A 22,195-nucleotide genomic window follows, 5' to 3' on the forward strand; every position below is an offset into this window, starting at 1 on the left:
CATGAGCAGCAAGACCGCACAACTGAACGAACTGATCGAGATCACCCGTGACGGCAAGCGCTTCTACGAGCATGCCCACGACGAGGTGAAGGATATTCGCCTGCAGGCCCTGTTCCGTGACATGGTGCGCGCCAAGACCCAGGTGATCGATGCGCTGGCGGTCAAGGTGGCCGCCAACCAGAGCGAGCCGGCCAGCGGCGGCACCCTGATGGGCAAGCTGCGCCAGGTCTACGCCGATACCCGCGCGACCCTGGCCAAGGATGAAGACGCCGCCTACGTCGCCCAACTGGAAGAAGCCGAGGATCGCATCCTGCATGCCTTCGAGGACGCCCTGGAAAGCGCCGAGGAGGATGTGCGCGTGCTGCTGGCCGTGGAAATGCCCAAGGTACGGGCCTGCCATGACCGGATGCGGGCGCTGAAGGACGAGATGTCCTGACTTCTTTCTGAGCCAGCCCTGCCTTCGAGCCCCCTGCGCAATGCGTTGGGGGCTTGCTTCGTTTAGGGGGATGCTTGATTGGCGAAACCAAAAACACATCAGCAAAAACGCGGCAATTCTGAACGGCCCCCGAAAATCCGCACAAGGCTGTCCGCTATCAATACTGCCCCCACGACGCCACGAACGAACCTTTCCCTGCATCAGCGCACGAAACCGACGTCGTTCATCTAACTGTCACATTCCTTTCATAGAGTGTTCACGCGGCCTGCTGATACTTGGGCCCGTTCCATCCAACACTAATCCTGCTAGGAGCAAGGCATGAAACTGAAGCGTTTGATGGCGGCCCTGACGTTCGCCGCTACCGGCGTAGGCGCCGTAACCGCAATGGCTGCCATCGACCCGGCTCTGCCGACCTATGAAAAGACTTCCGGTGTATCGGGCAACCTGTCCAGCGTCGGTTCCGATACCCTGGCCAACCTGATGACCCTGTGGGCAGAGGATTACAAGAAGCTCTACCCCAACGTGAACATCCAGATTCAGGCCGCTGGCTCCTCCACCGCGCCACCCGCTCTGACCGAAGGTACCTCCAACCTCGGCCCGATGAGCCGCATGATGAAGGACAACGAGCTGCAGGCCTTCGAGGAAAAATACGGCTACAAGCCGACCGCCATCCCGGTCGCCATCGACGCCCTGGCCGTGTTCGTGCACAAGGACAACCCGATCAAGCAACTGACCATGCAGCAGGTCGATGCCATCTTCTCCAGCACCCGTCTGTGCGGTGAAGCCAAGGAAATCAAGACCTGGGGTGACGCTGGCCTGACTGGCGAGTGGACGAGCAAGCCGATCCAGCTATTCGGTCGTAACTCGGTATCCGGCACCTACGGCTACTTCAAGGAAGAAGCCCTGTGCAAAGGTGACTTCAAGTCCAACGTCAACGAGCAGCCGGGTTCGGCTTCCGTCGTACAGTCGATCTCCAGCACCGTCAACGCCATCGGCTACTCGGGCATCGGTTACCGTACTGCCAGCGTCCGCGCCGTACCCCTGGTGAACAAGAAGGGTGAGGTCGAGGAAGCCAGCGAAGCCAACGCCCTGGCTGGCAAGTACCCGCTGTCGCGCTTCCTGTACGTCTACGTCAACAAGGCGCCGAACAAGCCGCTCGATCCGCTGGAAGCGGAGTTCGTGAAGCTGGTGCTGTCCAAGCAGGGTCAGGAAGTCGTGGTCAAGGATGGCTACATCCCGCTGCCGGCCAAAGTGGCTGAGAAGACCAAGAAGGAACTGGGCCTCTAATAGCCCCGTTGGAGCGCAGGTCTCTGCACCATGCGCTCCGCACGACACGCCCGCGAATCTTGCGATTCGTGGGCGTCGTCACGTCACCATGCTGTAATTTTTCTGTCATACAAGCCCGATAGATTGAAGCACCTCACATTATGCGGGCTGTGTCCGCCGTGCCCGAGACCTCCTCATGAATGACCTGGCCAATAACCGCATGAGCGCTTCCGATACTCATCGAATCGATTTCGATACCCCAGTCCTGCTGCGCAAGCGCCGTATTCGTGCGCTGAAAGATCGCGCCGCGCGCTGGTACGTTTCCATCGGTGGTCTGGCCGTGTTGGCCTGTATCACCCTGATCTTCTTCTATCTGGCCTATGTGGTCGCGCCGATGTTCGCCGGCGCCGAGCTGGAGGCGCGCAAGGCGCAGCAGCCGGCCTGGCTGGCCGAGCAGGGCGAGCCGCTGATGCTTGGCCTCGAGGAGCAGAACAAGGTGGCCATGCGCCTGTCGCGCAGCGGTCTGGTGCAGTTCTTTACCCTCAAGGATTCCGCGCCACTCAAGACAGAGCAGATCGCGCTGCCCGAGGGTGTCAGCATCGTTTCCCATGCCGAGGACCAGCCCGGTAGCCATCGTGCTGTGCTGGGCCTGTCCAACGGTCAGGCCCTGGTGTTCCAGACGGCCTACAAGGTGACCTACCCGAACAACGTCAAGACCATCAGCCCGCAGATCGTCTATCCCTTCGGTGACACGCCGATCACCCTGGATCCGCAGGGCCGTGCACTCGAGCACGTGGCGATGAGCGAGAACGACCGCAGCCTGATGCTCAGCGGCTCCAGCGGCGCCGAGCTGCATGTGCTGAATATCAGCCGCGAAGAGAACATGATGACCGGCGAGGTCAGCCTCGACGAAACCCGTATCGAGCTGCCGCAGATCGCCGAGCCGGTCAAGGCCATGGTCATCGATCCGCGCCAGCACTGGCTGTTCGTGATCCATGGAAAGGCCACTGCCGATGTCTTCGATCTGCGCAGCAAGGCCCTCAATGGCCGCTATACCCTGCTGCAGGACGACGCCGAGGTCACCACAGTGCAGTCTCTGCTTGGTGGCATCTCGCTGATGATCGGCGACAGCCAGGGTGGCATCGCCCAGTGGTTCATGGTGCGTGACCACGATGGCAAGTCCGAGCTGACCCGCATCCGTGACTTCAAGCTGGGCCAATCGGCGATCACTCAGATCATCCCCGAGGAGCGCCGCAAGGGCTTCCTGGCACTGGACGCCACCGGCGACCTGGGCATCTTCCACAGCACCGCACACCGCACCCTGCTCGTCGAGAAAATCGCCGACGGTAGCGCCATTGGCGCCCTGTCGCCGCGTGCCAACCGCCTGCTGGTGGAGTCCGATGGCAAGTTGCAGCGCTTCTACATCGACAACCCGCACCCGGAAATTTCCTGGAGCGCGCTGTGGGGCAAGGTCTGGTACGAGAGCTATGACGAACCCAAGCAAGTCTGGCAGTCCACTTCTGCCAACACCGACTTCGAGCCCAAGCTGAGCCTGGCGCCGCTGACCTTCGGGACCCTCAAGGCCGCCTTCTACGCCATGCTGCTGGCCGCCCCGCTGGCTATCTGTGCGGCCATCTACACCGCCTACTTCATGGCTCCGGCGATGCGCCGCAAGGTCAAGCCGGTGATCGAACTGATGGAAGCGCTGCCGACGGTGATCCTCGGTTTCTTCGCCGGTCTGTTCCTGGCGCCCTATGTCGAGGGGCATCTGCCCGGCATCTTCAGCCTGTTGCTGCTGACGCCGATCGGCGTGCTGCTGGCCGCCTACGCCTGGAGTCGCCTGCCGGAGCGCGTGCGTCTGCTGATCCCGGATGGCTGGGAAGCGGCGCTGCTGATCCCGGTGATCCTGCTGGTCGGCACCGTTTCGCTGAGCATGAGCGGCCATCTGGAGAACTGGTTCTTCGGTGGCGACATGCGCATGTGGATCAGCAACGATCTGGGCATCACCTTCGACCAGCGCAACGCCCTGGTGGTCGGTCTGGCCATGGGCTTCGCGGTGATCCCGAACATCTACTCGATCGCCGAAGACGCCGTGTTCAGCGTGCCCAAGAGCCTGACCCAGGGCTCCCTGGCCCTCGGTGCCACGCCCTGGCAGACCATGACCCGCGTGGTGATCCTCACCGCCAGTCCGGGCATCTTCTCGGCACTGATGATCGGCCTGGGCCGTGCCGTCGGTGAAACCATGATCGTACTGATGGCCACCGGCAACACGCCGATCATGGACATGAACATCTTCCAGGGCCTGCGCACCCTCGCCGCCAACGTTGCGGTGGAGATGCCGGAATCCGAAGTGGGCAGCACCCACTATCGCGTGCTGTTCCTCTCGGCGCTGGTGCTGTTGTCCTTCACCTTCGTGATGAACACCTTGGCAGAGTTGATACGTAACCGCCTGCGCAAGAAATACGCGTCGCTCTGAGAACTGGGGAAGACAGATGTCCTTGAAAAGAAAAGAGCAAAACTTCGGCACCTGGTTCAAGGGTGGCTCACCCTGGGTGTGGATGACGGCAAGCGGCGTGTCCATCGCCGTGATCGTGACCCTCGGCCTGCTTGCCGTGATCGCCATGCGCGGCCTGGCCCACTTCTGGCCGGCCGACGTGATCCAGGCCACCTACCAGATTCCTGGCGAGGCGCCGCGCGTGGTAGCCGGTGAACTGGTGCAGGAAGAGCAGGTGCCGCGTGCACGCCTGGCCGCTGCCGGCCTGCCGGTGGATGTCGAGGGTGGCGAGTTCCTCACCCGTGAGCTGTTCAAGGTGGGTAACCGCGACGTGTTCGGTGCCGACTTCAGCTGGACCGTGGCCGAGTGGATGAGTGGCCAGCACACCCCGGACGCGTTGATGGTGATGGAGCGCCGCGAGTGGGGCAACTTCTACGGCTACCTGGTGAACGTCAAGCAGAGCGGTCAGGTGGTCGCCGAGGGTGACGCTGCCTGGCACGACCTGCAGCAGCGCATTGACCGCGTCGACGAATTGCAGGCCGAGCTGGGCCGCTTGCAGAAGCGCGACATCGGCAGCATCAACCACGGCCTCGAGCAACTGCGCCTGCAAAGTCGCAGGCTGGAGCTGGATGGCAAGCTGGATGCCGCTGCCCAGGCCGATCTCGCTGCCCAGCGCGCCGAGCTCGATGCCCGCTACAAGACGCTCGAAGCCAAGCTGATCGACCTCAACCAGCAATTGGCGCGTGACAGCGTGACGGTGAAGACCGCCGATGGTCGTGAGCAGGAAATCGCCCTGAGCAAGGTGGTACGGGCCTACCAGCCCAACGCCATGAGCACCGGCAGCAAGCTCGCCTTCTATTTCGCCAAGATGTGGGAATTCGTCAGCGACGAACCGCGTGAGGCCAACACCGAAGGTGGTATCTTCCCGGCCATCTTCGGCACCGTGATGATGACCCTGATCATGGCCGTGATCGTCACCCCGTTCGGCGTGCTGGCTGCCATCTACCTGCGCGAGTACGCCAAGCAGGGCACCCTGACCCGCATCATCCGTATCGCGGTGAACAACCTGGCGGGCGTGCCGGCGATCGTCTATGGCGTGTTCGGCCTGGGCTTCTTCGTCTACGTGCTGGGTGGCTCGATCGACCGCCTGTTCTTCCCCGAGGCCGCACCGGCGCCGACCTTCGGCACCCCCGGCCTGCTCTGGGCCTCGCTGACCCTGGCGATTCTCGCCGTGCCGGTGGTGATCGTCGCCACCGAGGAAGGCCTGGCGCGCATTCCGCGTGCCCTGCGTGAAGGTTCGCTGGCGCTCGGTGCGACCAAGGCCGAGACGCTGTGGAAGGTGGTGCTGCCGATGGCCAGCCCGGCGATGATGACCGGCATGATCCTCGCCGTAGCCCGCGCCGCAGGCGAAGTGGCACCGCTGATGCTGGTGGGGGTGGTCAAGCTGGCGCCGAGCCTGCCGGTGGATGGCAACTACCCTTATCTGCACCTGGATCAGAAGATCATGCACCTGGGCTTCCACATCTACGACGTCGGCTTCCAGAGCCCCAACGTCGAGGCTGCCCGCCCGCTGGTCTACGCCACCGCTTTGTTGCTGGTACTGGTGATCGTACTGCTCAACATGAGTGCGATCTTCATTCGGAACCACCTGCGCGAGAAGTACAAGGCGCTGGATCATTAACCGCAGCTGCAAGCCTCACGCCGCAAGCTTCATGTGGAAGCGAGCGGCTGCTGACTTGCCGCTTGTAGCTTGCAGCTTGTAGCTGTGAACGGAGTGAACTCATGCAACACGAAGTACACACCCACGGTATCGACATGGCCGCCCTCGGCCGCGAGAAGCAGAGCCTGAGCCTGGCCGACGAGACCGTCGCCCTGGAAGTGCCGGGCCTCAACCTGTTCTACGGCGACAAACAGGCGCTGTTCGATGTGTCGATGAACATCCCCAAGCAGCGCGTGACCGCCTTCATCGGCCCGTCCGGTTGCGGCAAATCCACACTGCTGCGCACCTTCAACCGCATGAATGACCTGGTTGACGGTTGCCGTGTAGAGGGCGAGATTCTGCTCGACGGGCAGAACATCTACCAGAAGGGCGTGGACGTCGCCGAGCTGCGTCGCCGCGTCGGCATGGTGTTCCAGAAGCCCAACCCCTTTCCCAAGAGCATCTACGAGAACGTGGTCTACGGCCTGCGCATCCAGGGCGTGAACCAGAAGCGCGTGCTCGACGAGACCGTGGAATGGGCACTGAAGAGTGCCGCCCTGTGGGATGAAGTGAAGGATCGCCTGCATGACTCGGCACTGGGCCTGTCCGGTGGTCAGCAACAGCGTCTGGTGATCGCCCGTACCGTGGCCGTGCAGCCGGAAGTGCTGTTGCTCGACGAACCCTGCTCGGCGCTGGACCCGATCTCCACCCTCAAGGTCGAGGAGTTGATCTACGAGCTCAAGAGCAAGTACACCATCGTCATCGTCACCCACAACATGCAGCAGGCGGCGCGCGTCTCCGACTACACCGCGTTCATGTACATGGGCAAGCTGATCGAATTTGGCGACACCGACACCTTGTTCACCAACCCGGCCAAGAAACAGACCGAAGACTACATCACCGGTCGCTATGGTTGAGTGCAGCTACAAGCCGCACGTTTCAAGCGGCAAGCAAGCGCGAACCTGACGACGATTAACTTGCAGCTTGAAGCATGGAGCTTGAAGCTCGCGGAGCGACGAAGATGATCAACAAAGAAAACCTGAACCAGCATATTTCCCAGCAGTTCAACGCCGAGCTGGAAGAAGTGCGCAGTCACCTGTTGGCCATGGGTGGCCTGGTGGAGAAGCAGGTCAACGACGCCGTCACCTCGCTGATCGACGCCGATTCCGGCCTGGCTCAGCAGGTGCGCGAGATCGACGATCAGATCAACCAGATGGAGCGCAACATCGACGAGGAGTGCGTGCGCATTCTCGCCCGTCGTCAGCCGGCGGCCTCCGACCTGCGCCTGATCATCAGCATCTCCAAGTCGGTGATCGACCTCGAGCGCATCGGCGACGAGTCCACCAAGATTGCCAAGCGTGCCATTCAGCTCAGCGAGGAAGGTGAAGCGCCGAAGGGCTACGTGGAAATTCGTCACATCGGTGATCAGGTGCGCAGGATGGTGCGTGATGCCCTGGACGCCTTCGCCCGCTTCGATGCCGAACTGGCTCTGGCCGTGGCGCAACACGACAAGACCGTCGACCGCGAGTACAAGACCGCGCTGCGTGAACTGGTCACCTACATGATGGAAGACCCGCGCTCGATCTCCCGCGTGATCAGCGTGATCTGGGTGCTGCGTTCGCTGGAGCGCATCGGCGACCATGCGCGCAATATCGCTGAACTGGTGATCTACCTGGTGCATGGCACCGACGTTCGCCATATGGGCCTGACCCGTATGCGCGAAGAGGTAGAAGGCAAGTCGGATAACTGACTCCTGAGCGGTTGAGCCTCGCTCGGGGCTCCCAGAGAAACCGGTGCCAGGGATGGGTATCGGTTTTTGGGTTCTTGGCTGTGCTTGAGTCCGGTTAGTCTTTCGCTCCCCTGCAAGCCGCACCAGAGCACCTGCTGCCGCAGCCCATCGGTAATTTGCACGATATCCGTGGTTTTCCATTGGCCTTAGGCGACTGGCCATGACTATGCTTAACGCCATTGAAACAGGAGTGGCCGATGAGCAAAGTCAGTGTGCTGGTGGTGGATGACGCGACCTTCATCCGTGATCTGGTCAAGAAGGGGTTGCGCGATAATTTTCCCGGCGTGCAGATCGAAGAAGCCGTGAATGGGCGCAAGGCCCAGCAGTTATTGAGTCGGCAGAGCATCGACCTGGTGCTCTGCGACTGGGAAATGCCGGAAATGTCCGGCCTCGAACTGCTGACCTGGTGCCGCGAGCAGGACAACCTCAAGACCACGCCCTTCATCATGGTGACCAGCCGCGGCGACAAGGAGAACGTGGTGCAGGCCATTCAGGCCGGGGTGTCGGACTTCATCGGCAAGCCCTTTTCCAACGAGCAGTTGGTCACCAAGGTGAAGAAGGCCATGAGCCGCGCCGGCAAGCTGCAGGCGCTGCTTTCCGGTGCGGCGCCCAAGCTGCTCGGCAGCGGTGCGCTGGCCAACGATTCGCTGGCGGCCCTGACCGGGGGCAAGGCCGAGGTGGTCAAGCCGACGGCAAAACCCGCCGCCGATGCCGCCGCCGTTTTCGCCAAACCGGCAGCGCCGACGGCCAAGGCGGCGGCTCCCACGGGACGGGGCCAGGGCCAGCTACGTCTGCCTGGCGGCACCATGGCCTGCGTGATCAAGGCGCTGAGCCTCAAGGAGGCGCTGCTACTGGTCAAGCGCACAGAATTGTTACCCCAGGTGCTGGAGAGCGCCGTGCTCGATCTGGAGCAGGGCGAAGCGGCGGAAACCGCGCGGCTCAATGGTTACCTGCATGCCGTGGCGGCGTTCGAGCCCAAACCGGACAGCGAGTGGCTGCAACTGACCTTCCGTTTCGTCGACCGTGACCCGCAGAAGCTCGACTACCTGTCGCGCCTGATTGCCCGAGGCACCGCGCAGAAGCATTTCAGCCCTGGCGCGTAGCCGGATGCAATCCAGGGCTCTTGCGCAGCAGGTCGACCAGCGGCGGTGAGCCGGTTCACAGCCTGACGGTCGGTACCTCGCATGTACCAGGCAGCGCTGCTAGTCTTCATGGCCCGGATAGCGAAAAGCCATAAATTCCGAGTTGTCATGCTAGGGCGTCTTATTCTTCTCTGCAGCCTGCTGGCCCTGAGCGGCCAGGCCACTGCGCTGACCATCTACAAGTACGTCGACCAGAACGGCGTGGTGACCTATAGCGACCAGGCCGCGCCTGGCGCCCAGGTGTTCGTGTTCAACGACCGCATGGTCGAGCGCCTGGACACCCAGGTGAAGCTGGAAACCCGCAAGCACGAGGCCGGCGAAACCCTGCTGGTGCGCAACGACCTGTTCGCGCCGGTGGAGGTCGAACTGAAGCTGGAACAGGTGCAGAACACCATCGGTGCCCCGGAAAAACCCATCCGCTGGGTGCTGCCGCCGCGCAGCCAAATCCGTCTCGCCACGCTGACCGCCGAAGACCCCGGCAAACCCCTGCACTACAAGCCGAAATTGCGGTACGCGCTGGGCGACCCGCGCCTGCAACCGAGTATCCATCGTTACCCGCTACCCTGGCGCGGTGGCCCCTTCCGCCAGACTCAGGGCGCCAATGGCACCTACAGCCACTTCACCGCCAAGGGCCGCTATGCGGTGGACATCGCCATGCCCGAAGGCACGCCCATCGTCGCCGCCCGCGCCGGTGTGGTGGTCAAGACCGAGAACCAGCAGAGCGGGCGCGGCAACAACCCGGCCGGCAACTTCGTGCGCATCCTGCATGACGACGGCACCATGGGCGTCTACCTGCACCTGATGAAGGGCTCGGTGACAGTGCGTGAAGGCCAGCGTGTGGAGACCGGCAGCCTGCTGGCGCGCTCCGGCAATACCGGCAACAGTACCGGCCCGCATCTGCATTTCGTGGTACAGCGCAACGTCGGCCTGGCCGTCGAATCCATTCCCTTCAGTTTCAGCCAGCCGGTCAACAGCCTGCCCAACTTCGCTGTGGGTGGCGAATAGCACAGGACACGCCCGGCATCGTCCCGAATGCATCCGGGCTAGCAGGCCGTTGAAAAACGTCGGCGAGGCAGGCAAGACAATACCGATGGCGGCCCCGCAAAAATGGCCGAAAAAAGCACTGGGCCCGCACTCGGGTTTACGTGCTGTAAATGAGCATTTTGACTGGGCTCGCACGCGAGGCCATTTTTAACGCGGTATTGCCAACGTAGGTAGTTTTTCAACAGACTGCTACGGGCCGGCCCAAGGCCCGCAGCAATAAAAACGGCGACCCGAAGGTCGCCGTTTTGCTTGACGCTGTAATCGTTCAGCCGATCTCGATCATCTCGAAATCCATCTTGCCAACGCCGCAGTCGGGGCAGAGCCAGTCTTCCGGCACGTCTTCCCAGCGGGTGCCGGGTGCGATGCCGTCATCCGGCCAACCCTGGCTCTCGTCGTAAATCAGCCCACAGACCACGCACTGCCACTTCTTCATATCGACCCTCGGGTGAATCTCACGGTGCCGGCAAGCTACCGCAATTGCGCGCATGCGCCAAGCCGGCCGGCGACAATCGTCGCCAGCCGGCGGCCAACCAAAGTCGGGTCATGCGGCGCACTAGCCTCAGCCACTGGCCATCAGCGGATCGCTCAGCGCCATGCCGTACATCGCCAGCAACGCGATGCCGCCGGCCATGATCAGGTAGTACAGCGTTGGCAGCAGGGTCTTGCGCAGGGTGATGCCCTCGCGCCCGAGCAGGCCCACGGTGGCCGAGGCCGCCACCACGTTGTGAATGGCGATCATGTTGCCCGCCGCCGCGCCCACCGACTGCACTGCCACCATCATCGCTCCGGACACCCCGAGCAACTGCGCGGCATTGAGCTGGAACTGCGAGAGCATCAGGTTGGAGACGGTGTTGGAGCCGGCGATGAAGGCGCCCAGTGCGCCCACCGCCGGGGCGAAGAAGGGGTAGATGCTACCCACGCTGTCGGCCACCAGTTGCGCCATGGCCACCGGCATGGACACCAGCTCGCTGCCGTTGACCCCCGAGTTGATCAGGATGCGCACCATGGGAATGGTGAAGATCAACACGAAGCCGGCGCCGAGCAGGGTCTTGCTCGACTCGCTCACCGCTGCCTTGAGCTCGGCCAGGCGCATGCGGTGCAGGAAGAAGGTCACCAGCACCACCATGCACAGAATGCCGCCGGGCAGGTACAGTGGCTCGATGGTGCCGGATACACCCGTCTCGCCGAGGATGTCCTTCCAGCCGAAGGTAAAGCTCATCAGCGCCGCCTTCACCTCGGGGAAGCTGCGCGAGATCACCAGGAACACCGCCAGCAGCAGGTAGGGCGCCCAGGCCATGGGCACCGAGACCGGGGCCTTGCCGGCCACCTCGTCCAGCTTCATTTCGATCCTGCCCATCCACTCCGCTGGCCAGTCCTTGGCATCGGCGAAGTCCCAGTTGTCCTTTGGCAGCAGGAAGCCGGCCTTGGCTGCCGGCACCACGATGGCCAGGCCGACCAGGGCACCGATCATCGAGGGAAATTCCGGGCCGAGGAACACGCCGGCTGCCATGTACGGCAGGGAGAAGGCGAAGGCGGTGAAGATGGCGAACGGCGCGATGGCCAGGCCTTCCTTCCAGCTCTGATTGCGGCCGAAGAAGCGCGTCATGATCATCACCATGATCAGCGGCATCAGCAGGCCGATCAGACCGTGGGTGATGGCCACCCGCGAGTAGATCAGGTGGAAGAAGGTTTCCCAGGTGCTGCCGTTGGCCACCAGTTGCTCGGTGATGCCGGTTCTGTCCAGGCCGGCGCCGACGCCGACGAGGATCGGCGTGCCCACCGCACCGAAGGACACCGGCGTGGACTGCACCATCATCCCCAGCACCACCGCGGCCAGCGCCGGGAAGCCCAGGGCCACCAGTAGCGGCGCGGCCACTGCGGCCGGGGTGCCAAAACCGGAGGCGCCTTCGATGAAGCAGCCGAACAGCCAGGCGACGATCAGTGCCTGCACGCGCCGATCCGGGCTGATATTGGAGAAGCCCCGGCGAATTGCCGCGATGCCGCCGGAGTGCTTGAGGGTATTGAGCAGCAGGATGGCGCCGAAGATGATCCACAGGATCGCGGCCGTGAGAATCAGCCCCTGCAGACTGGAGGCGATGACCCGGTTGAGGGACATGTCCCAGGCCAGCAGGCCGATCAGGGCGGTGAGGACGAACACCAGCGGCATCGCGTACTTGGCCGGCCAGCGAAAGCCGATCAGCAGCACACCCGCCAGCACCAGCGGCACGAAGGCCAGGATGGACAGCAGCGTTTGACTCATGGATTGGTTCCTTCTTGTTCTTGTGAACCACAGTTTTCCGGGGGGTAACCCGGCGCCACGCATCTGGAAGGGCCGGGCACCACGGCGCCGGCCTTTCCGCGAGCAGTGGCGGCGGGGATCACCCACCACCACGCTCATGCTCGAAAGCCCTGATGGTCAGCAACCGTCAGGGCCCGTTACTGCTCTTTCACGCCATCCCCGGATTACGCCAGCGGCTGATCCAGGCTACGCGCGGATATTGCTCAAGCCTCCTGCTTGAAGCGCAGACGCCAGGCGTGCAGCAGCGGCTCGGTATAGCCGGACGGCTGCTCGCGGCCCTTGAACACCAGCTCACTGGCAGCACGGAAGGCATGGGACTGCTCGAAGTTCGGCGCCATGGGGCGATAAGCCGGATCGCCAGCGTTCTGCCCGTCCACCACCTTGGCCATGCGCTGCAGCGTCTCGCGTACCTGGGTTTCGCTGACCACGCCGTGGTGCAGCCAGTTGGCGATGTGCTGAGCCGAAATGCGCAGGGTGGCGCGGTCTTCCATCAGGCCGACGTTATGGATATCCGGCACCTTGGAGCAGCCCACGCCCTGTTCGACCCAGCGCACCACGTAACCGAGGATGCCCTGGCAGTTGTTGTCCAGCTCCTGCTGGATATCGCTGGCGCTCCACGGCCGTTCGGCACTCACCGGCACACTGAGCAGATCGTTCAGCAGGCTGTCGCGCTGGCTGGCCAGGTCGATCAGCTCCAGCTCGCGCTGCACCGCTTGTACGTCAACCTGGTGGTAGTGCAGGGCATGCAGCACGGCAGCGGTGGGCGACGGCACCCAGGCGGTGTTGGCGCCGGCCTTCGGGTGGCCGATCTTCTGCTCCAGCATGGCCGCCATCAGATCCGGCATGGCCCACATGCCTTTGCCGATCTGCGCGCGGCCACGCAGCCCGCAGGCCAGGCCGACCAGCACGTTGTTGCGCTCGTAGGCCTGGATCCAGGCGCTGGATTTCATATCGCCCTTGCGCAACATGGCGCCGGCTTCCATCGCCGTGTGCATCTCGTCGCCAGTACGGTCGAGAAAGCCGGTGTTGATAAAGGCCACGCGCGCGCTGGCCGCCTCGATGCAGGCCTTGAGGTTGACGCTGGTGCGTCGCTCCTCGTCCATGATGCCCATCTTCAGGGTATGGGCCGGCATGCCCAGCAGTTGCTCGACACGGCCGAACAGCTCGTCGGCGAAGGCCACCTCGGCCGGGCCGTGCATCTTCGGTTTGACGATATAAACGCTGCCGGTACGCGAGTTGCCGCGGCGCTTGAGGTCATGCAGGGCGATCAGGCTGGTGACCACCGCATCGAGGATGCCCTCGGGAATTTCCAAGCCTTCACCGTCGAGGATCGCCGGGTTGCTCATCAGATGGCCGACGTTGCGCACGAACAGCAGCGAGCGACCGTGCAGGGTCAGTTCGCTGCCATCGGCGGCGGTGTAGACGCGATCCGCATTGAGGCGGCGAGTGATGCGTTTGCCGCCTTTTTCCAGCTCCTCGGCCAGATCGCCCTTCATCAGGCCCAGCCAGTTGCGGTACACCACCACCTTGTCGGCGGCGTCGACGGCGGCCACCGAGTCCTCGCAGTCCATGATGGTCGACAGCGCCGCTTCCATCAGCAGGTCCTTGACGCCTGCGCCGTCGGTGCGGCCGATGGGGCTGCTGGCGTCGATCTGGATCTCGACGTGCAGGCCGTTGTTCTTCAGCAGCACGGCGCTTGGCGTGGCGGCCTCGCCCTGGTAGCCGACGAATTTTTCCGGTTGCGCCAGGGAGGTCTGCACGCCGCTGCGCAGGGTCACCTGCAACTGGCCGGCGACCACGGCATAGGCGCTGGCCTCGGCATGCGAGCCTTGGGCCAGTGGCGCGGCCTGGTCGAGGAAGGCGCGGGCGAAGGCGATTACCTTGGCGCCGCGTATTTCGTTGTAGCCCGGGCCCTTGCTGGCGCCACCCTCTTCGCTGATCGCATCGGTGCCGTACAGAGCGTCGTACAGCGAGCCCCAGCGGGCGTTGGCGGCGTTCAGCGCGTAGCGCGCATTCATCACCGGCACCACCAGTTGCGGGCCGGCCTGGGTGGCGATCTCGCTGTCGACCTTGGCGGTGGTCGCCTTGACCTTATCCGGTTGCGGTAGCAGATAGCCGATGGATTCGAGGAAGGTGCGGTAGGCGCTCATGTCGGTGATCGGGCCGGGATGGGCGCGATGCCAGGCGTCCAGCTCGCTCTGCAGGCGATCACGCTCGGCCAGCAAGGCACGGTTGCGTGGTGCCAGGTCATGCACCAGGGCGTCGAAACCGCTCCAGAAGGCCGCCGCCTCGATACCGCTGCCGGGCAGCACTTCACTTTCGATGAATTGCTTGAGCTCGGCGGCTACCTGCAGACGCTGACATTGCACGCGTTCGGTCATTTCCTGTTCTCCTGTCTGTTCGCGCCCCCTACCTTTGGGAGAGGGACTGGGGGAGAGGGCCTGGGCGTTGCCTGTTGGCACCCTCTTCCGTCACTTCGTGACACCTTCTCCCGAAGGGAGAAGGGCATCAGTTGGCGGCTGCGCCGCATGTTTAAAGAGCGGCAATCCCCGCCCTGGCCACCTGTGCATCCTGTTCGGCCTTGACCCCGGATACGCCCACGGCGCCTATCACCTGGCCGTCCACCAGCAGCGGCACACCGCCCTCCAGCGAGGTGAGCAGCGGCGCGCTGAGGAAGGCGCTGCGACCGCCGTTGACTATCTCCTCGTAGCCCTTGGTTTCGCGGCGGCCGATGGCGGCGCTGCGCGCCTTTTCGGTGGCGATGTAGGCGCCGATAGGCGCGCAGCCGTCGAGGCGTTCCAGGGCCAACGGGTGGCCGCCGTCATCGACCACAGCGATGGCCACGGCCCAGCCCTGTTGCTGCGCTTCGCTGCGGGCCGCCTGGAGGATCTGGCTGACTTCGCGCTGGCTGAGTACGGCTTTGTGTTGCATGGCATACCTCGTGTTCGTGGCTTTTATCCCCTTTCCCGCTTGCGGGAGGGGGTTCAGTTGTAGGGTGGATGTCGCTTTTTACATCCACCGCTTTGGTGGATCGATGAAGTCTCGTAGCCCGGATGCAATCCGGGAGTTGCGGCATGGGTTTCCCGGATTGCATCCGGGCTACGGCGTGATCAGTGCATGGCCTCCTCGACTATCTCGATCCAGTGCCGCACCGGCGTGCGCCCAGCGCCGTCCAGATGGGTCTGGCAGCCGATATTGGCGGTGACGATGGCATCCGGTTTGCCGCTTTCCAGGGCGTTCAACTTGTCGTCGCGTAGCTGCCTGGACAGCGCCGGCTGGGTCAGCGAATAGGTGCCGGCCGAGCCGCAGCACAGGTGGCTGTCCGGCACGGCAGTCAGGCCGAAACCGAGGCGCGTCAGCACGCCTTCAACAGCGCCGCCGAGCTTCTGTGCATGCTGCAGGGTGCAGGGGCAATGGAAGGCCAGGCGCTGTTCGGCGCGTACTTGCAGCTTCTCCAGTGGCTCGCCTTGCAGCACTTCGACCAGATCCTTGGCCAGGGCGCTGACTCGCGCCGCCTTGCTCGCATAGGCCGAATCGCCAGCCAGCAGATGGCCGTAGTCCTTGACGAAGGCGCCGCAGCCGCTGGCGGTCTGCACGATGGCCTCAATGCCGGCTTCGATGGCCGGCCACCAGGCGTCGATGTTCTGCCGGGCGCGTTGCAGGCCGGCTTCCTGGGCGTTGAGGTGGTAGTCCACGGCGCCGCAGCAGCCGGCCTCGCGAGCCGGCGTGACGCTGATGCCGAGGCGATCCAGCACGCGCGCAGTGGCGGCGTTGGTGTTGGGCGATAGCCCCGGCTGCACGCAGCCTTCGAGCATCAGCACGCGGCGCGTGTGCTGTTGCGTTGGGCGCGGCTTGGCCGGGCGAACTTCGCGCGGCAGCTTGGCCTTGAGCGTGGCCGGCAGCAGCGGGCGCAGGGCCAGGCCGGCCTGGGTCAGCGCCTTGAACAAGGCCGGGCGCGGCACCACGGCGCGCAGGCCCTGGCGCAGCAGGCGTTCGTTCAGTGGTCGAGCTACCTGGCTTTCGGCGACCTCGCGGCCGATATCCAGCAGGTTGTGGTACTGCACACCGGATGGGCAGGTGGTTTCGCAGTTGCGGCAGGTCAGGCAGCGATCCAGGTGCTGCTGGGTCTTGGCGGTCACTTCGCCGCCTTCGAGCATCTGCTTGATCAGGTAGATGCGCCCACGCGGGCCGTCCAGCTCGTCGCCGAGCACCTGATAGGTCGGGCAGGTGGCATTGCAGAAGCCGCAGTGCACGCAGGAGCGCAGGATGCGTTCGGCTTCCTCGGCGCGCGGCAGGCGCTTGGCCTGTTCACTCAAATTGGTCTGCACGTCTTATACCTCGGCGTACATGCGGCCAGGGTTGAAGATGCCCTGGGGGTCGAGCTGGTTCTTGAGCTGGCGCTGGTAGCGCAGCAGCGGCGCAGCCAGCGGCTGGAAGGGGTGGGCGTGGCCGGCAGCGAAGCAGGTGGCGTGGCCGCCGAGCTTGGCCGCCACGCGCTGGATCAGCTCGCCATCGGCGTCGGTCTTCAGCCAGCGCTGCGCGCCGCTCCAGTCGATCAACTGGCGGCCGGGCAGGTCGAGCAGACCGCTATTGGCCGGCAGCGACAGACGCCACAAGGTGCCGCTGGCGCCGAAGAACGGCAGGCGCTGTTCGCGTAGCTCATGCCAGTAGCCGTTGTCGATCTCTTCGCCACCGAGGCGCTGGCGCGCGGCCTGAACAGAGCCTTCGCCACCTTCCAGGCGCAAATGCAGCGCTGCACCGTCGTGGCTGGCGGCGCTGATCGGCAACGGCTGCTGGCCCCATTCGGCGAGCTTGTTCAGGGCATGCAGGGCGTCCACTTCCAAACGCAGGCTGAGCACCTGTCGCGGTTTGGGCAGCACCTTGAACGACACCTCGGCGAGCAGGCCAAGGCAGCCGAAGCTGCCGGCCATCAGCCGCGACAGATCGTAGCCGGCGACGTTCTTCATCACCTCGCCGCCGAAGCGCAGCAGCTTGCCCTGGCCGGTGATCACCCGGGTGCCGAGCACCTGATCACGCACCGAGCCGGCCCAGGGGCGGCGCGGGCCGGACAGCCCGGCGGCGACCATGCCGCCGAGGGTGGCGCCATCGCCCAGGTGCGGCGGCTCGCACGGCAGCATCTGGTTGTTGGCCTGCAGCGCGGCCTCGATCTCGGCCAGCGGCGTGCCGGCGCGGGCGGTCAGCACCAGCTCGGTGGGGTCATAGCTGACGATGCCGCGATGTTGGCGGGTATCCAGCACCTCACCCGGGGTGGCGCGACCCAGATGAGCCTTGCTGCCGCTGCCCTGGATGCGCAGCGGTGTGGCGCTGTTGAGCGCGTGGTTGACCTGTTCCAGCAGAGCGGCGCTGGCATCGAAATCATGCTGCATCAGAAACGCTCCAGTTCCGGGAAGGGCAGTTGGCCGTGGTGCACGTGCATGGCGCCGAACTCGGCGCAGCGGTGCAGGGTGGGGATGTTCTTGCCCGGGTTGAGCAGACCGCTGGGGTCGAACGCCGCCTTCACCGCATGGAACAGGGTGATCTCGTCGCTGTTGAACTGCGCGCACATCTGGTTGATCTTCTCGCGGCCGACGCCGTGCTCGCCGGTGATGCTGCCGCCGACCTTGACGCAGAGTTCGAGGATCCTGCCGCCGATGGCCTCGGCGCGCTCCAGCTCGCCGGGTACATTGGCATCGAAGAGGATCAAGGGGTGCATGTTGCCGTCGCCGGCATGGAACACATTGGCCACGCGCAGACCGTATTCCTCGGACAACTCGGCGATGCCACGCAACACGCCGGGCAGCTCGCGACGGGGGATGGTGCCGTCCATGCAGTAGTAGTCCGGCGAGATGCGCCCGACCGCGGGGAAGGCGTTCTTGCGCCCGGCCCAGAATTTCACCCGCTCGGCCTCGTCGCGGGCCAGGCGCACCTCGGTGGCACCGGCCTTCGCCAGCACCTCGCGTACCCGTTCGCAGTCGTCGGCGACGTCGGCCTCCACGCCATCCAGCTCGCACAGCAGGATGGCTTCGGCCTCCACCGGGTAGCCGGCGTGGATAAAGTCTTCGGCGGCGCGAATCGCCAGGTTGTCCATCATCTCCAGACCGCCGGGGATGATGCCGGCGGCGATGATGTCACCCACCGCGCGACCGGCTTTTTCCACCGAGTCGAAGGCTGCCAGCAGCACCTTGGCCACCTGCGGCTTGGGCAGCAGCTTGACCGTCACCTCGGTGACGATGCCGAGCATGCCCTCGGAGCCGGTGAACAGCGCCAGCAGGTCGAAACCCGGCGCATCCAGGGCGTCGCTGCCGAGGGTCATGAACTCGCCCTCGACAGTGAGGATGTCCACCTTGAGCAGGTTGTGTACGGTCAGGCCGTACTTCAGGCAGTGCACGCCGCCGGCGTTCTCGGCGACGTTGCCGCCGATGGAGCAGGCGATCTGCGAGGACGGGTCGGGGGCGTAATACAGGTCGAACGGTGCGGCGGCCTGGGAGATCGCCAGGTTGCGCACGCCGGGCTGCACGCGGGCAAAACGCCCTTCGCGGTTGATCTCGAGAATCTGGTTGAAGCGCGCCATCACCAGCAGGATGCCTTTCTCCAACGGCAGCGCGCCGCCGGAAAGCCCCGTACCGGCACCGCGCGCCACCACCGGCACGCCACGGGCGTGGCAGAGCTTGAGCAACTGCTGCACCTGCTCGATGCGCTCGGGCAGCACCACCAGCATGGGCGTGGTGCGGTAGGCGGACAGGCCATCGCACTCGTAGGGCTTGAGGTCTTCCTCTGTGTGCAGGATGTCGAGGTCGGGCAGGCGCTGGCGCAGCTCGGCCAGCAGGGCGGCCTTGTCGACCTCGGGTAGCGCGCCGTCGATGCGCTCGTCGTACAGAATGCTCATGGCAGGCTCGTTCGTGGACGCTTTTGTTATGGGCGGTCATGTCGCGACCTTGGCCCGCATGTTTAGGCGGCCTGCTGCCCTTCGTCCATCTTTGCTGGTACTGGTACGACCAGTTTCTTTCGCCAGGCTTTCAGCTTAAAAGGCATGAGATGCGCGTGGTATAAGGCTTCATGGCAAGGGCTGGCTAAGGCTGGAAAGCATCTGATCGACTGGTACGACCAGTGAGCGAGGGCGTGATGGAGGTGAAACAGAACACGGCAAGACGTCAGGTCAGTGACGTGGTGGCCGAGCGTATCGAGCGGCTGATCGTCGATGGTGTACTCAAGGTGGGCCAGCCGCTGCCTTCGGAACGGCGCCTGTGCGAGAAGCTGGGCATCTCCCGCTCGGCGCTGCGCGAAGGGCTCAAGGTACTGCGTGGGCGCGGCATCATCGACACCGCCCAGGGCCGCGACTCACGGGTGGCCAAGCTCAGCGGCGAGCGTGACGCCAGCCCGCTGATGCACCTGTTCAACTCACAGCCGCGCACCCTGTACGACCTGCTGGAAGTGCGCGGCCTGCTCGAAGGCGAGTCGGCGCGCCTGGCGGCGTTGCGCGGCACCGATGCGGATTTCGTTTTGCTCACCCGGCGCTACGAGGAAATGCTCGCCGCCCATGCCCAGGAGCAGCCGGTCGATCCCCGTGAACATGCGCGCCTAGACCATGCCTTCCACCTGGCCATCTGCGAGGCCTCGCACAACCCGGTGCTGGTGCACACCTTGCAATCGCTCACCGACCTGATGCTCAGCACCGTGTTCGCCTCGGTGAACAACCTCTACCACCGCCCGGCGCAGAAGCGGCAGATCGACCGCCAGCATTCGCGCCTGTACCACGCGGTGATCGAACGCCTGCCGGAACAGGCTCAGCGCGCGGCGCGCGACCATATCCACAGCATCCGCGACAACCTGCAGGAGATCGAGCAGGAAGAGCAGCGCCTGGTGCGGGCAAGCATGCGCTTGGAGGGGTGGGGGTAGACCTGCGGTGAGTATGCGACCAGTCGTCCGCTTCTTGACTGCTCGCACAGAATGATGGCGCTTTAACAGCTATTATCGCGCCCTTTCTCGCAGCCACTGGGCCCTGATGCCCGCCGCCGCTGCCAGTCTCATTCCTACAAGAATCCCGCCTCAAGGGTTCAACCGTTGCCGGTGGCGCATGCCTCCGGTGCATTGCCTCGTTCCCGAATTGGAGTACCGACGTGTTGAAGAAGTACCTGATCCTCCTCGCCCTGGGCCTCACGGCGCTGGTGAGTGCGCCTCTCTGGGCCGCCGTGCCCACGGATTCGGAAGCCATGAACATGGCTGGCCTGCAGCGCTCCCTGGGCCAGCGCATGGCCAAGGACTACCTGATGATAGGTGCGGACGTGCGTGTGGACGCCGCCCAGCGCCAGTTGCAGGAAACCATCGAGCGTTTCGAGGCCAGCCAGAAGGCGCTGGGCGAGTATGCGCCCAACCCCGAGATCAAGGCCGCGTTGGCCAAGGTCGATGCCACCTGGGCCACCTATCGCCAGCAACTCGAGGCCAAGCCGGAGCAGGCCAAGGCCGCCGCCCTGCTGGCCACCAGCGAGACCCTGCTGCAGCAGACCCAGGCCGTGACCGATGCGATGGCCAAGCACCTCGGCGAGATGGGCGCCACGGTCAACCGCAGCGGTTGGGCGCGCGTGCAGACCCAGCGCATCGCCATGCTCTACATGGCCAAGTCCTGGCGCGTGCAGGTGCCCGATCTCGATGCCAAGCTGGACAAATCGGTCAAGGACTTCGAGACCATCCTCGGCGAACTGGAAGCGCGTGGCACGCCGAACGAAGAAATCGCCGCCGCCCAGCGCCGCGCGCGTGCTCACTGGGGCTTTACCCTCAAGGGCATCGACCTGCACGCCGAGCGGGATTTCGTCCCTACCGTGATCACCGTCAGCACCGACTCGCTGTTCCGCCAGCTCAACGAGCTGACTCGCCTGTACGCCGGGTTGCAAGCCAGCGAGACCTGATGAACATTCTCTAGCTCGTCACCTTGGCGACCCGCTTTTGCGCTATAAACAAGCGCTAGTCGGGCAGAGGTGACGGCATGAGCGAAGCAACTGATCAGGCGGTCTACAAGACCCTGCTGGAGTCGACCCGAGCGATCCCCTGGAAGATCGACTGGAAGACCATGACCTTCGCCTACATCGGCCCGCAGATCGAGAGTCTGCTGGGCTGGGCGCAGGCCAGTTGGGTCAGCGCCGAGGACTGGGCGGCGCGCATACACGAGGATGATCGTGAGCGGGTCGTGGAGTTCTGCATCTCGCAATCGCAGAACGGCGTCGACCATGAGGCCGACTACCGCGCGCTGACCGCCGCTGGCGACTATGTGTGGATTCGCGACGTGGTGCATGTGGTGCGCAACGACAAAGGCGAAGTGGATTCGCTGATCGGCTTCATGTTCGACATCAGCGAACGCAAGAAGACCGAGGAACAACTGCTGACCCTGCAGAAGCAGTTGGAAGAATACTCCTACAAGGACGGTCTTACCGGCGTGGCCAACCGGCGCATGTTCGATACGGTGCTGGCCGGCGAGTGGGCCAACGCCCAGCGTACCCAACAGCCCTTGTCGCTGATCCTGCTGGATATCGATCACTTCAAGCAGTTCAACGACCATTACGGCCATATCCAGGGCGACGATTGCCTGAAGAGCGTCGGCCAGGCGCTGAGCCGTGCTGCCAGCCGGCCACGGGACTTCCTCGGCCGCTTCGGTGGCGAGGAGTTCGTGCTGGTGCTGCCGGAGACCGACGAGGCTGCTGCCCTCCATATCGCCGAGCGCTGCCGTCAGCAGGTGCGCCAGCAGCGCATACCCCACGAGCGCTCATCGGTGTCGTCCCTGCTCACCATCAGCCTCGGCGTGGGCACCATCGTGCCGGGCGCGCACGACCGTCCGCTGGATTTCCTCAACGCCGTGGACAAGCTGCTCTATCAGGCCAAGCAGCTTGGACGTGACCGGCTGGAAGTGGCCAAGGCGCCTGCCCACTCGATCCGCGACGATGCCGCCGATACCCAGGCTTGAGCCATCATTAACCTGAGCGTAACGATAGCGCTCGCTGCTTGATTGATGACCTCGCAGTCAGGCTCCTAAGGTGC

The 22,195-nt window shown here is 64.2% G+C and carries 18 protein-coding genes; 11 read left to right on the plus strand and 7 right to left on the minus strand.

Features of this window, described 5'->3' with window-relative positions; translation table 11 throughout:
* Position 1 precedes the first annotated feature (1 nt).
* From OU800_RS00710 to OU800_RS00745, 8 genes are all read left to right on the plus strand, one after another.
* Positions 2-436, plus strand: coding sequence for a ferritin-like domain-containing protein (locus tag OU800_RS00710; RefSeq protein WP_268180383.1), 435 nt, complete (start codon positions 2-4; stop codon positions 434-436).
* Positions 437-754: 318 nt separating this feature from the next.
* Positions 755-1,723 (plus strand): phosphate ABC transporter substrate-binding protein PstS, encoded by a 969-nt coding sequence (locus OU800_RS00715; RefSeq protein WP_268180385.1) that lies wholly within the window; start codon positions 755-757, stop codon positions 1,721-1,723.
* Positions 1,724-1,898: 175 nt separating this feature from the next.
* Positions 1,899-4,178 carry an ABC transporter permease subunit gene (locus tag OU800_RS00720; protein WP_268180387.1) on the plus strand — a complete coding sequence of 760 codons (2,280 nt, stop codon included), beginning with the start codon at positions 1,899-1,901 and terminating at the stop codon, positions 4,176-4,178.
* A gap of 16 nt (positions 4,179-4,194) precedes the next feature.
* Positions 4,195-5,877 carry a phosphate ABC transporter permease PstA gene (gene pstA / locus OU800_RS00725; RefSeq protein WP_442964732.1) on the plus strand — a complete coding sequence of 561 codons (1,683 nt, stop codon included), beginning with the start codon at positions 4,195-4,197 and terminating at the stop codon, positions 5,875-5,877.
* A 101-nt stretch (positions 5,878-5,978) separates the two neighbouring features.
* The gene (gene pstB / locus OU800_RS00730) at positions 5,979-6,812 is read left to right on the plus strand and encodes a phosphate ABC transporter ATP-binding protein PstB (RefSeq protein ID WP_268180389.1); all 834 of its coding nucleotides are present in this window, start codon (positions 5,979-5,981) and stop codon (positions 6,810-6,812) included.
* A gap of 104 nt (positions 6,813-6,916) precedes the next feature.
* Positions 6,917-7,645 (plus strand): phosphate signaling complex protein PhoU, encoded by a 729-nt coding sequence (phoU, locus tag OU800_RS00735; RefSeq protein WP_268180391.1) that lies wholly within the window; start codon positions 6,917-6,919, stop codon positions 7,643-7,645.
* A 236-nt stretch (positions 7,646-7,881) separates the two neighbouring features.
* A complete protein-coding gene (locus OU800_RS00740) occupies positions 7,882-8,787 on the plus strand; it encodes a response regulator (RefSeq protein ID WP_268180392.1) in 906 nt (301 codons plus the stop codon).
* Between the two features lie 147 nt (positions 8,788-8,934).
* Positions 8,935-9,831, plus strand: coding sequence for a peptidoglycan DD-metalloendopeptidase family protein (locus OU800_RS00745; RefSeq protein WP_268180394.1), 897 nt, complete (start codon positions 8,935-8,937; stop codon positions 9,829-9,831).
* A gap of 304 nt (positions 9,832-10,135) precedes the next feature.
* On the opposite strand, the gene OU800_RS00750 is transcribed toward OU800_RS00745, so the two are convergent.
* The 7 genes from OU800_RS00750 to glcD all read right to left on the minus strand — a co-directional run bounded on the left by OU800_RS00750 (position 10,136) and on the right by glcD (position 19,055).
* Positions 10,136-10,303: a rubredoxin gene (locus OU800_RS00750; RefSeq protein WP_003242223.1), complete on the minus strand. Its 168-nt coding sequence runs from the start codon at positions 10,301-10,303 to the stop codon at positions 10,136-10,138.
* A 126-nt stretch (positions 10,304-10,429) separates the two neighbouring features.
* Entirely contained in the window at positions 10,430-12,130 is a 1,701-nt protein-coding gene (locus tag OU800_RS00755; protein ID WP_268180396.1) for an L-lactate permease, read from the minus strand.
* Between the two features lie 242 nt (positions 12,131-12,372).
* A complete protein-coding gene (locus OU800_RS00760; protein WP_268180399.1) occupies positions 12,373-14,550 on the minus strand; it encodes a malate synthase G in 2,178 nt (725 codons plus the stop codon).
* 151 nt (positions 14,551-14,701) lie between these two features.
* A complete protein-coding gene (locus OU800_RS00765; protein ID WP_268180401.1) occupies positions 14,702-15,100 on the minus strand; it encodes a heme-binding protein in 399 nt (132 codons plus the stop codon).
* A 179-nt stretch (positions 15,101-15,279) separates the two neighbouring features.
* Positions 15,280-16,497: a glycolate oxidase subunit GlcF gene (gene glcF, locus OU800_RS00770; RefSeq protein ID WP_268180403.1), complete on the minus strand. Its 1,218-nt coding sequence runs from the start codon at positions 16,495-16,497 to the stop codon at positions 15,280-15,282.
* Positions 16,498-16,500: 3 nt separating this feature from the next.
* On the minus strand, positions 16,501-17,556 hold the full coding sequence (gene glcE / locus OU800_RS00775) for a glycolate oxidase subunit GlcE (RefSeq protein ID WP_268180405.1): 1,056 nt from the start codon (positions 17,554-17,556) through the stop codon (positions 16,501-16,503).
* Positions 17,556-19,055: a glycolate oxidase subunit GlcD gene (gene glcD / locus OU800_RS00780; RefSeq protein WP_268180407.1), complete on the minus strand. Its 1,500-nt coding sequence runs from the start codon at positions 19,053-19,055 to the stop codon at positions 17,556-17,558. The genes glcE and glcD overlap by 1 nt, the downstream gene beginning before the upstream one ends.
* A 236-nt stretch (positions 19,056-19,291) precedes the next feature.
* Here glcD and glcC point away from each other — a divergent pair, with 236 nt between their 5' ends.
* The 3 genes from glcC (at position 19,292) to OU800_RS00795 (ending at position 22,121) form a co-directional block, all read left to right on the plus strand.
* A complete protein-coding gene (glcC, locus tag OU800_RS00785) occupies positions 19,292-20,065 on the plus strand; it encodes a transcriptional regulator GlcC (RefSeq protein WP_268180409.1) in 774 nt (257 codons plus the stop codon).
* A gap of 221 nt (positions 20,066-20,286) precedes the next feature.
* Positions 20,287-21,072, plus strand: a complete 786-nt coding sequence (locus tag OU800_RS00790) for a type IV pili methyl-accepting chemotaxis transducer N-terminal domain-containing protein (protein WP_268180411.1) — start codon at positions 20,287-20,289, stop codon at positions 21,070-21,072.
* Positions 21,073-21,149: 77 nt separating this feature from the next.
* Positions 21,150-22,121: a GGDEF domain-containing protein gene (locus OU800_RS00795; protein WP_268180412.1), complete on the plus strand. Its 972-nt coding sequence runs from the start codon at positions 21,150-21,152 to the stop codon at positions 22,119-22,121.
* Positions 22,122-22,195: the final 74 nt, after the last annotated feature.

Origin of the sequence: Pseudomonas sp. GOM7 (assembly GCF_026723825.1) — a bacterium.
Classification (GTDB): Bacteria; Pseudomonadota; Gammaproteobacteria; order Pseudomonadales; family Pseudomonadaceae; genus Aquipseudomonas.

Excerpts from the sequence above, each read along its gene's own strand:
- OU800_RS00755 (WP_268180396.1), bottom strand. The coding sequence starts at position 12,130 with ATGAGTCAAACGCTGCTGTCCATCCTGGCCTTCGTGCCGCTGGTGCTG.
- OU800_RS00765 (WP_268180401.1), bottom strand. The coding sequence starts at position 15,100 with ATGCAACACAAAGCCGTACTCAGCCAGCGCGAAGTCAGCCAGATCCTC.
- OU800_RS00750 (WP_003242223.1), bottom strand. The coding sequence starts at position 10,303 with ATGAAGAAGTGGCAGTGCGTGGTCTGTGGGCTGATTTACGACGAGAGC.
- OU800_RS00795 (WP_268180412.1), top strand. The coding sequence starts at position 21,150 with ATGAGCGAAGCAACTGATCAGGCGGTCTACAAGACCCTGCTGGAGTCG.
- OU800_RS00740 (WP_268180392.1), top strand. The coding sequence starts at position 7,882 with ATGAGCAAAGTCAGTGTGCTGGTGGTGGATGACGCGACCTTCATCCGT.
- OU800_RS00720 (WP_268180387.1), top strand. The coding sequence starts at position 1,899 with ATGAATGACCTGGCCAATAACCGCATGAGCGCTTCCGATACTCATCGA.
- OU800_RS00715 (WP_268180385.1), top strand. The coding sequence starts at position 755 with ATGAAACTGAAGCGTTTGATGGCGGCCCTGACGTTCGCCGCTACCGGC.
- glcD (WP_268180407.1), bottom strand. The coding sequence starts at position 19,055 with ATGAGCATTCTGTACGACGAGCGCATCGACGGCGCGCTACCCGAGGTC.
- pstA (WP_442964732.1), top strand. The coding sequence starts at position 4,195 with ATGTCCTTGAAAAGAAAAGAGCAAAACTTCGGCACCTGGTTCAAGGGT.
- glcE (WP_268180405.1), bottom strand. The coding sequence starts at position 17,556 with ATGCAGCATGATTTCGATGCCAGCGCCGCTCTGCTGGAACAGGTCAAC.
- OU800_RS00760 (WP_268180399.1), bottom strand. The coding sequence starts at position 14,550 with ATGACCGAACGCGTGCAATGTCAGCGTCTGCAGGTAGCCGCCGAGCTC.
- OU800_RS00745 (WP_268180394.1), top strand. The coding sequence starts at position 8,935 with ATGCTAGGGCGTCTTATTCTTCTCTGCAGCCTGCTGGCCCTGAGCGGC.
- pstB (WP_268180389.1), top strand. The coding sequence starts at position 5,979 with ATGCAACACGAAGTACACACCCACGGTATCGACATGGCCGCCCTCGGC.
- OU800_RS00710 (WP_268180383.1), top strand. The coding sequence starts at position 2 with ATGAGCAGCAAGACCGCACAACTGAACGAACTGATCGAGATCACCCGT.
- phoU (WP_268180391.1), top strand. The coding sequence starts at position 6,917 with ATGATCAACAAAGAAAACCTGAACCAGCATATTTCCCAGCAGTTCAAC.
- glcC (WP_268180409.1), top strand. The coding sequence starts at position 19,292 with ATGGAGGTGAAACAGAACACGGCAAGACGTCAGGTCAGTGACGTGGTG.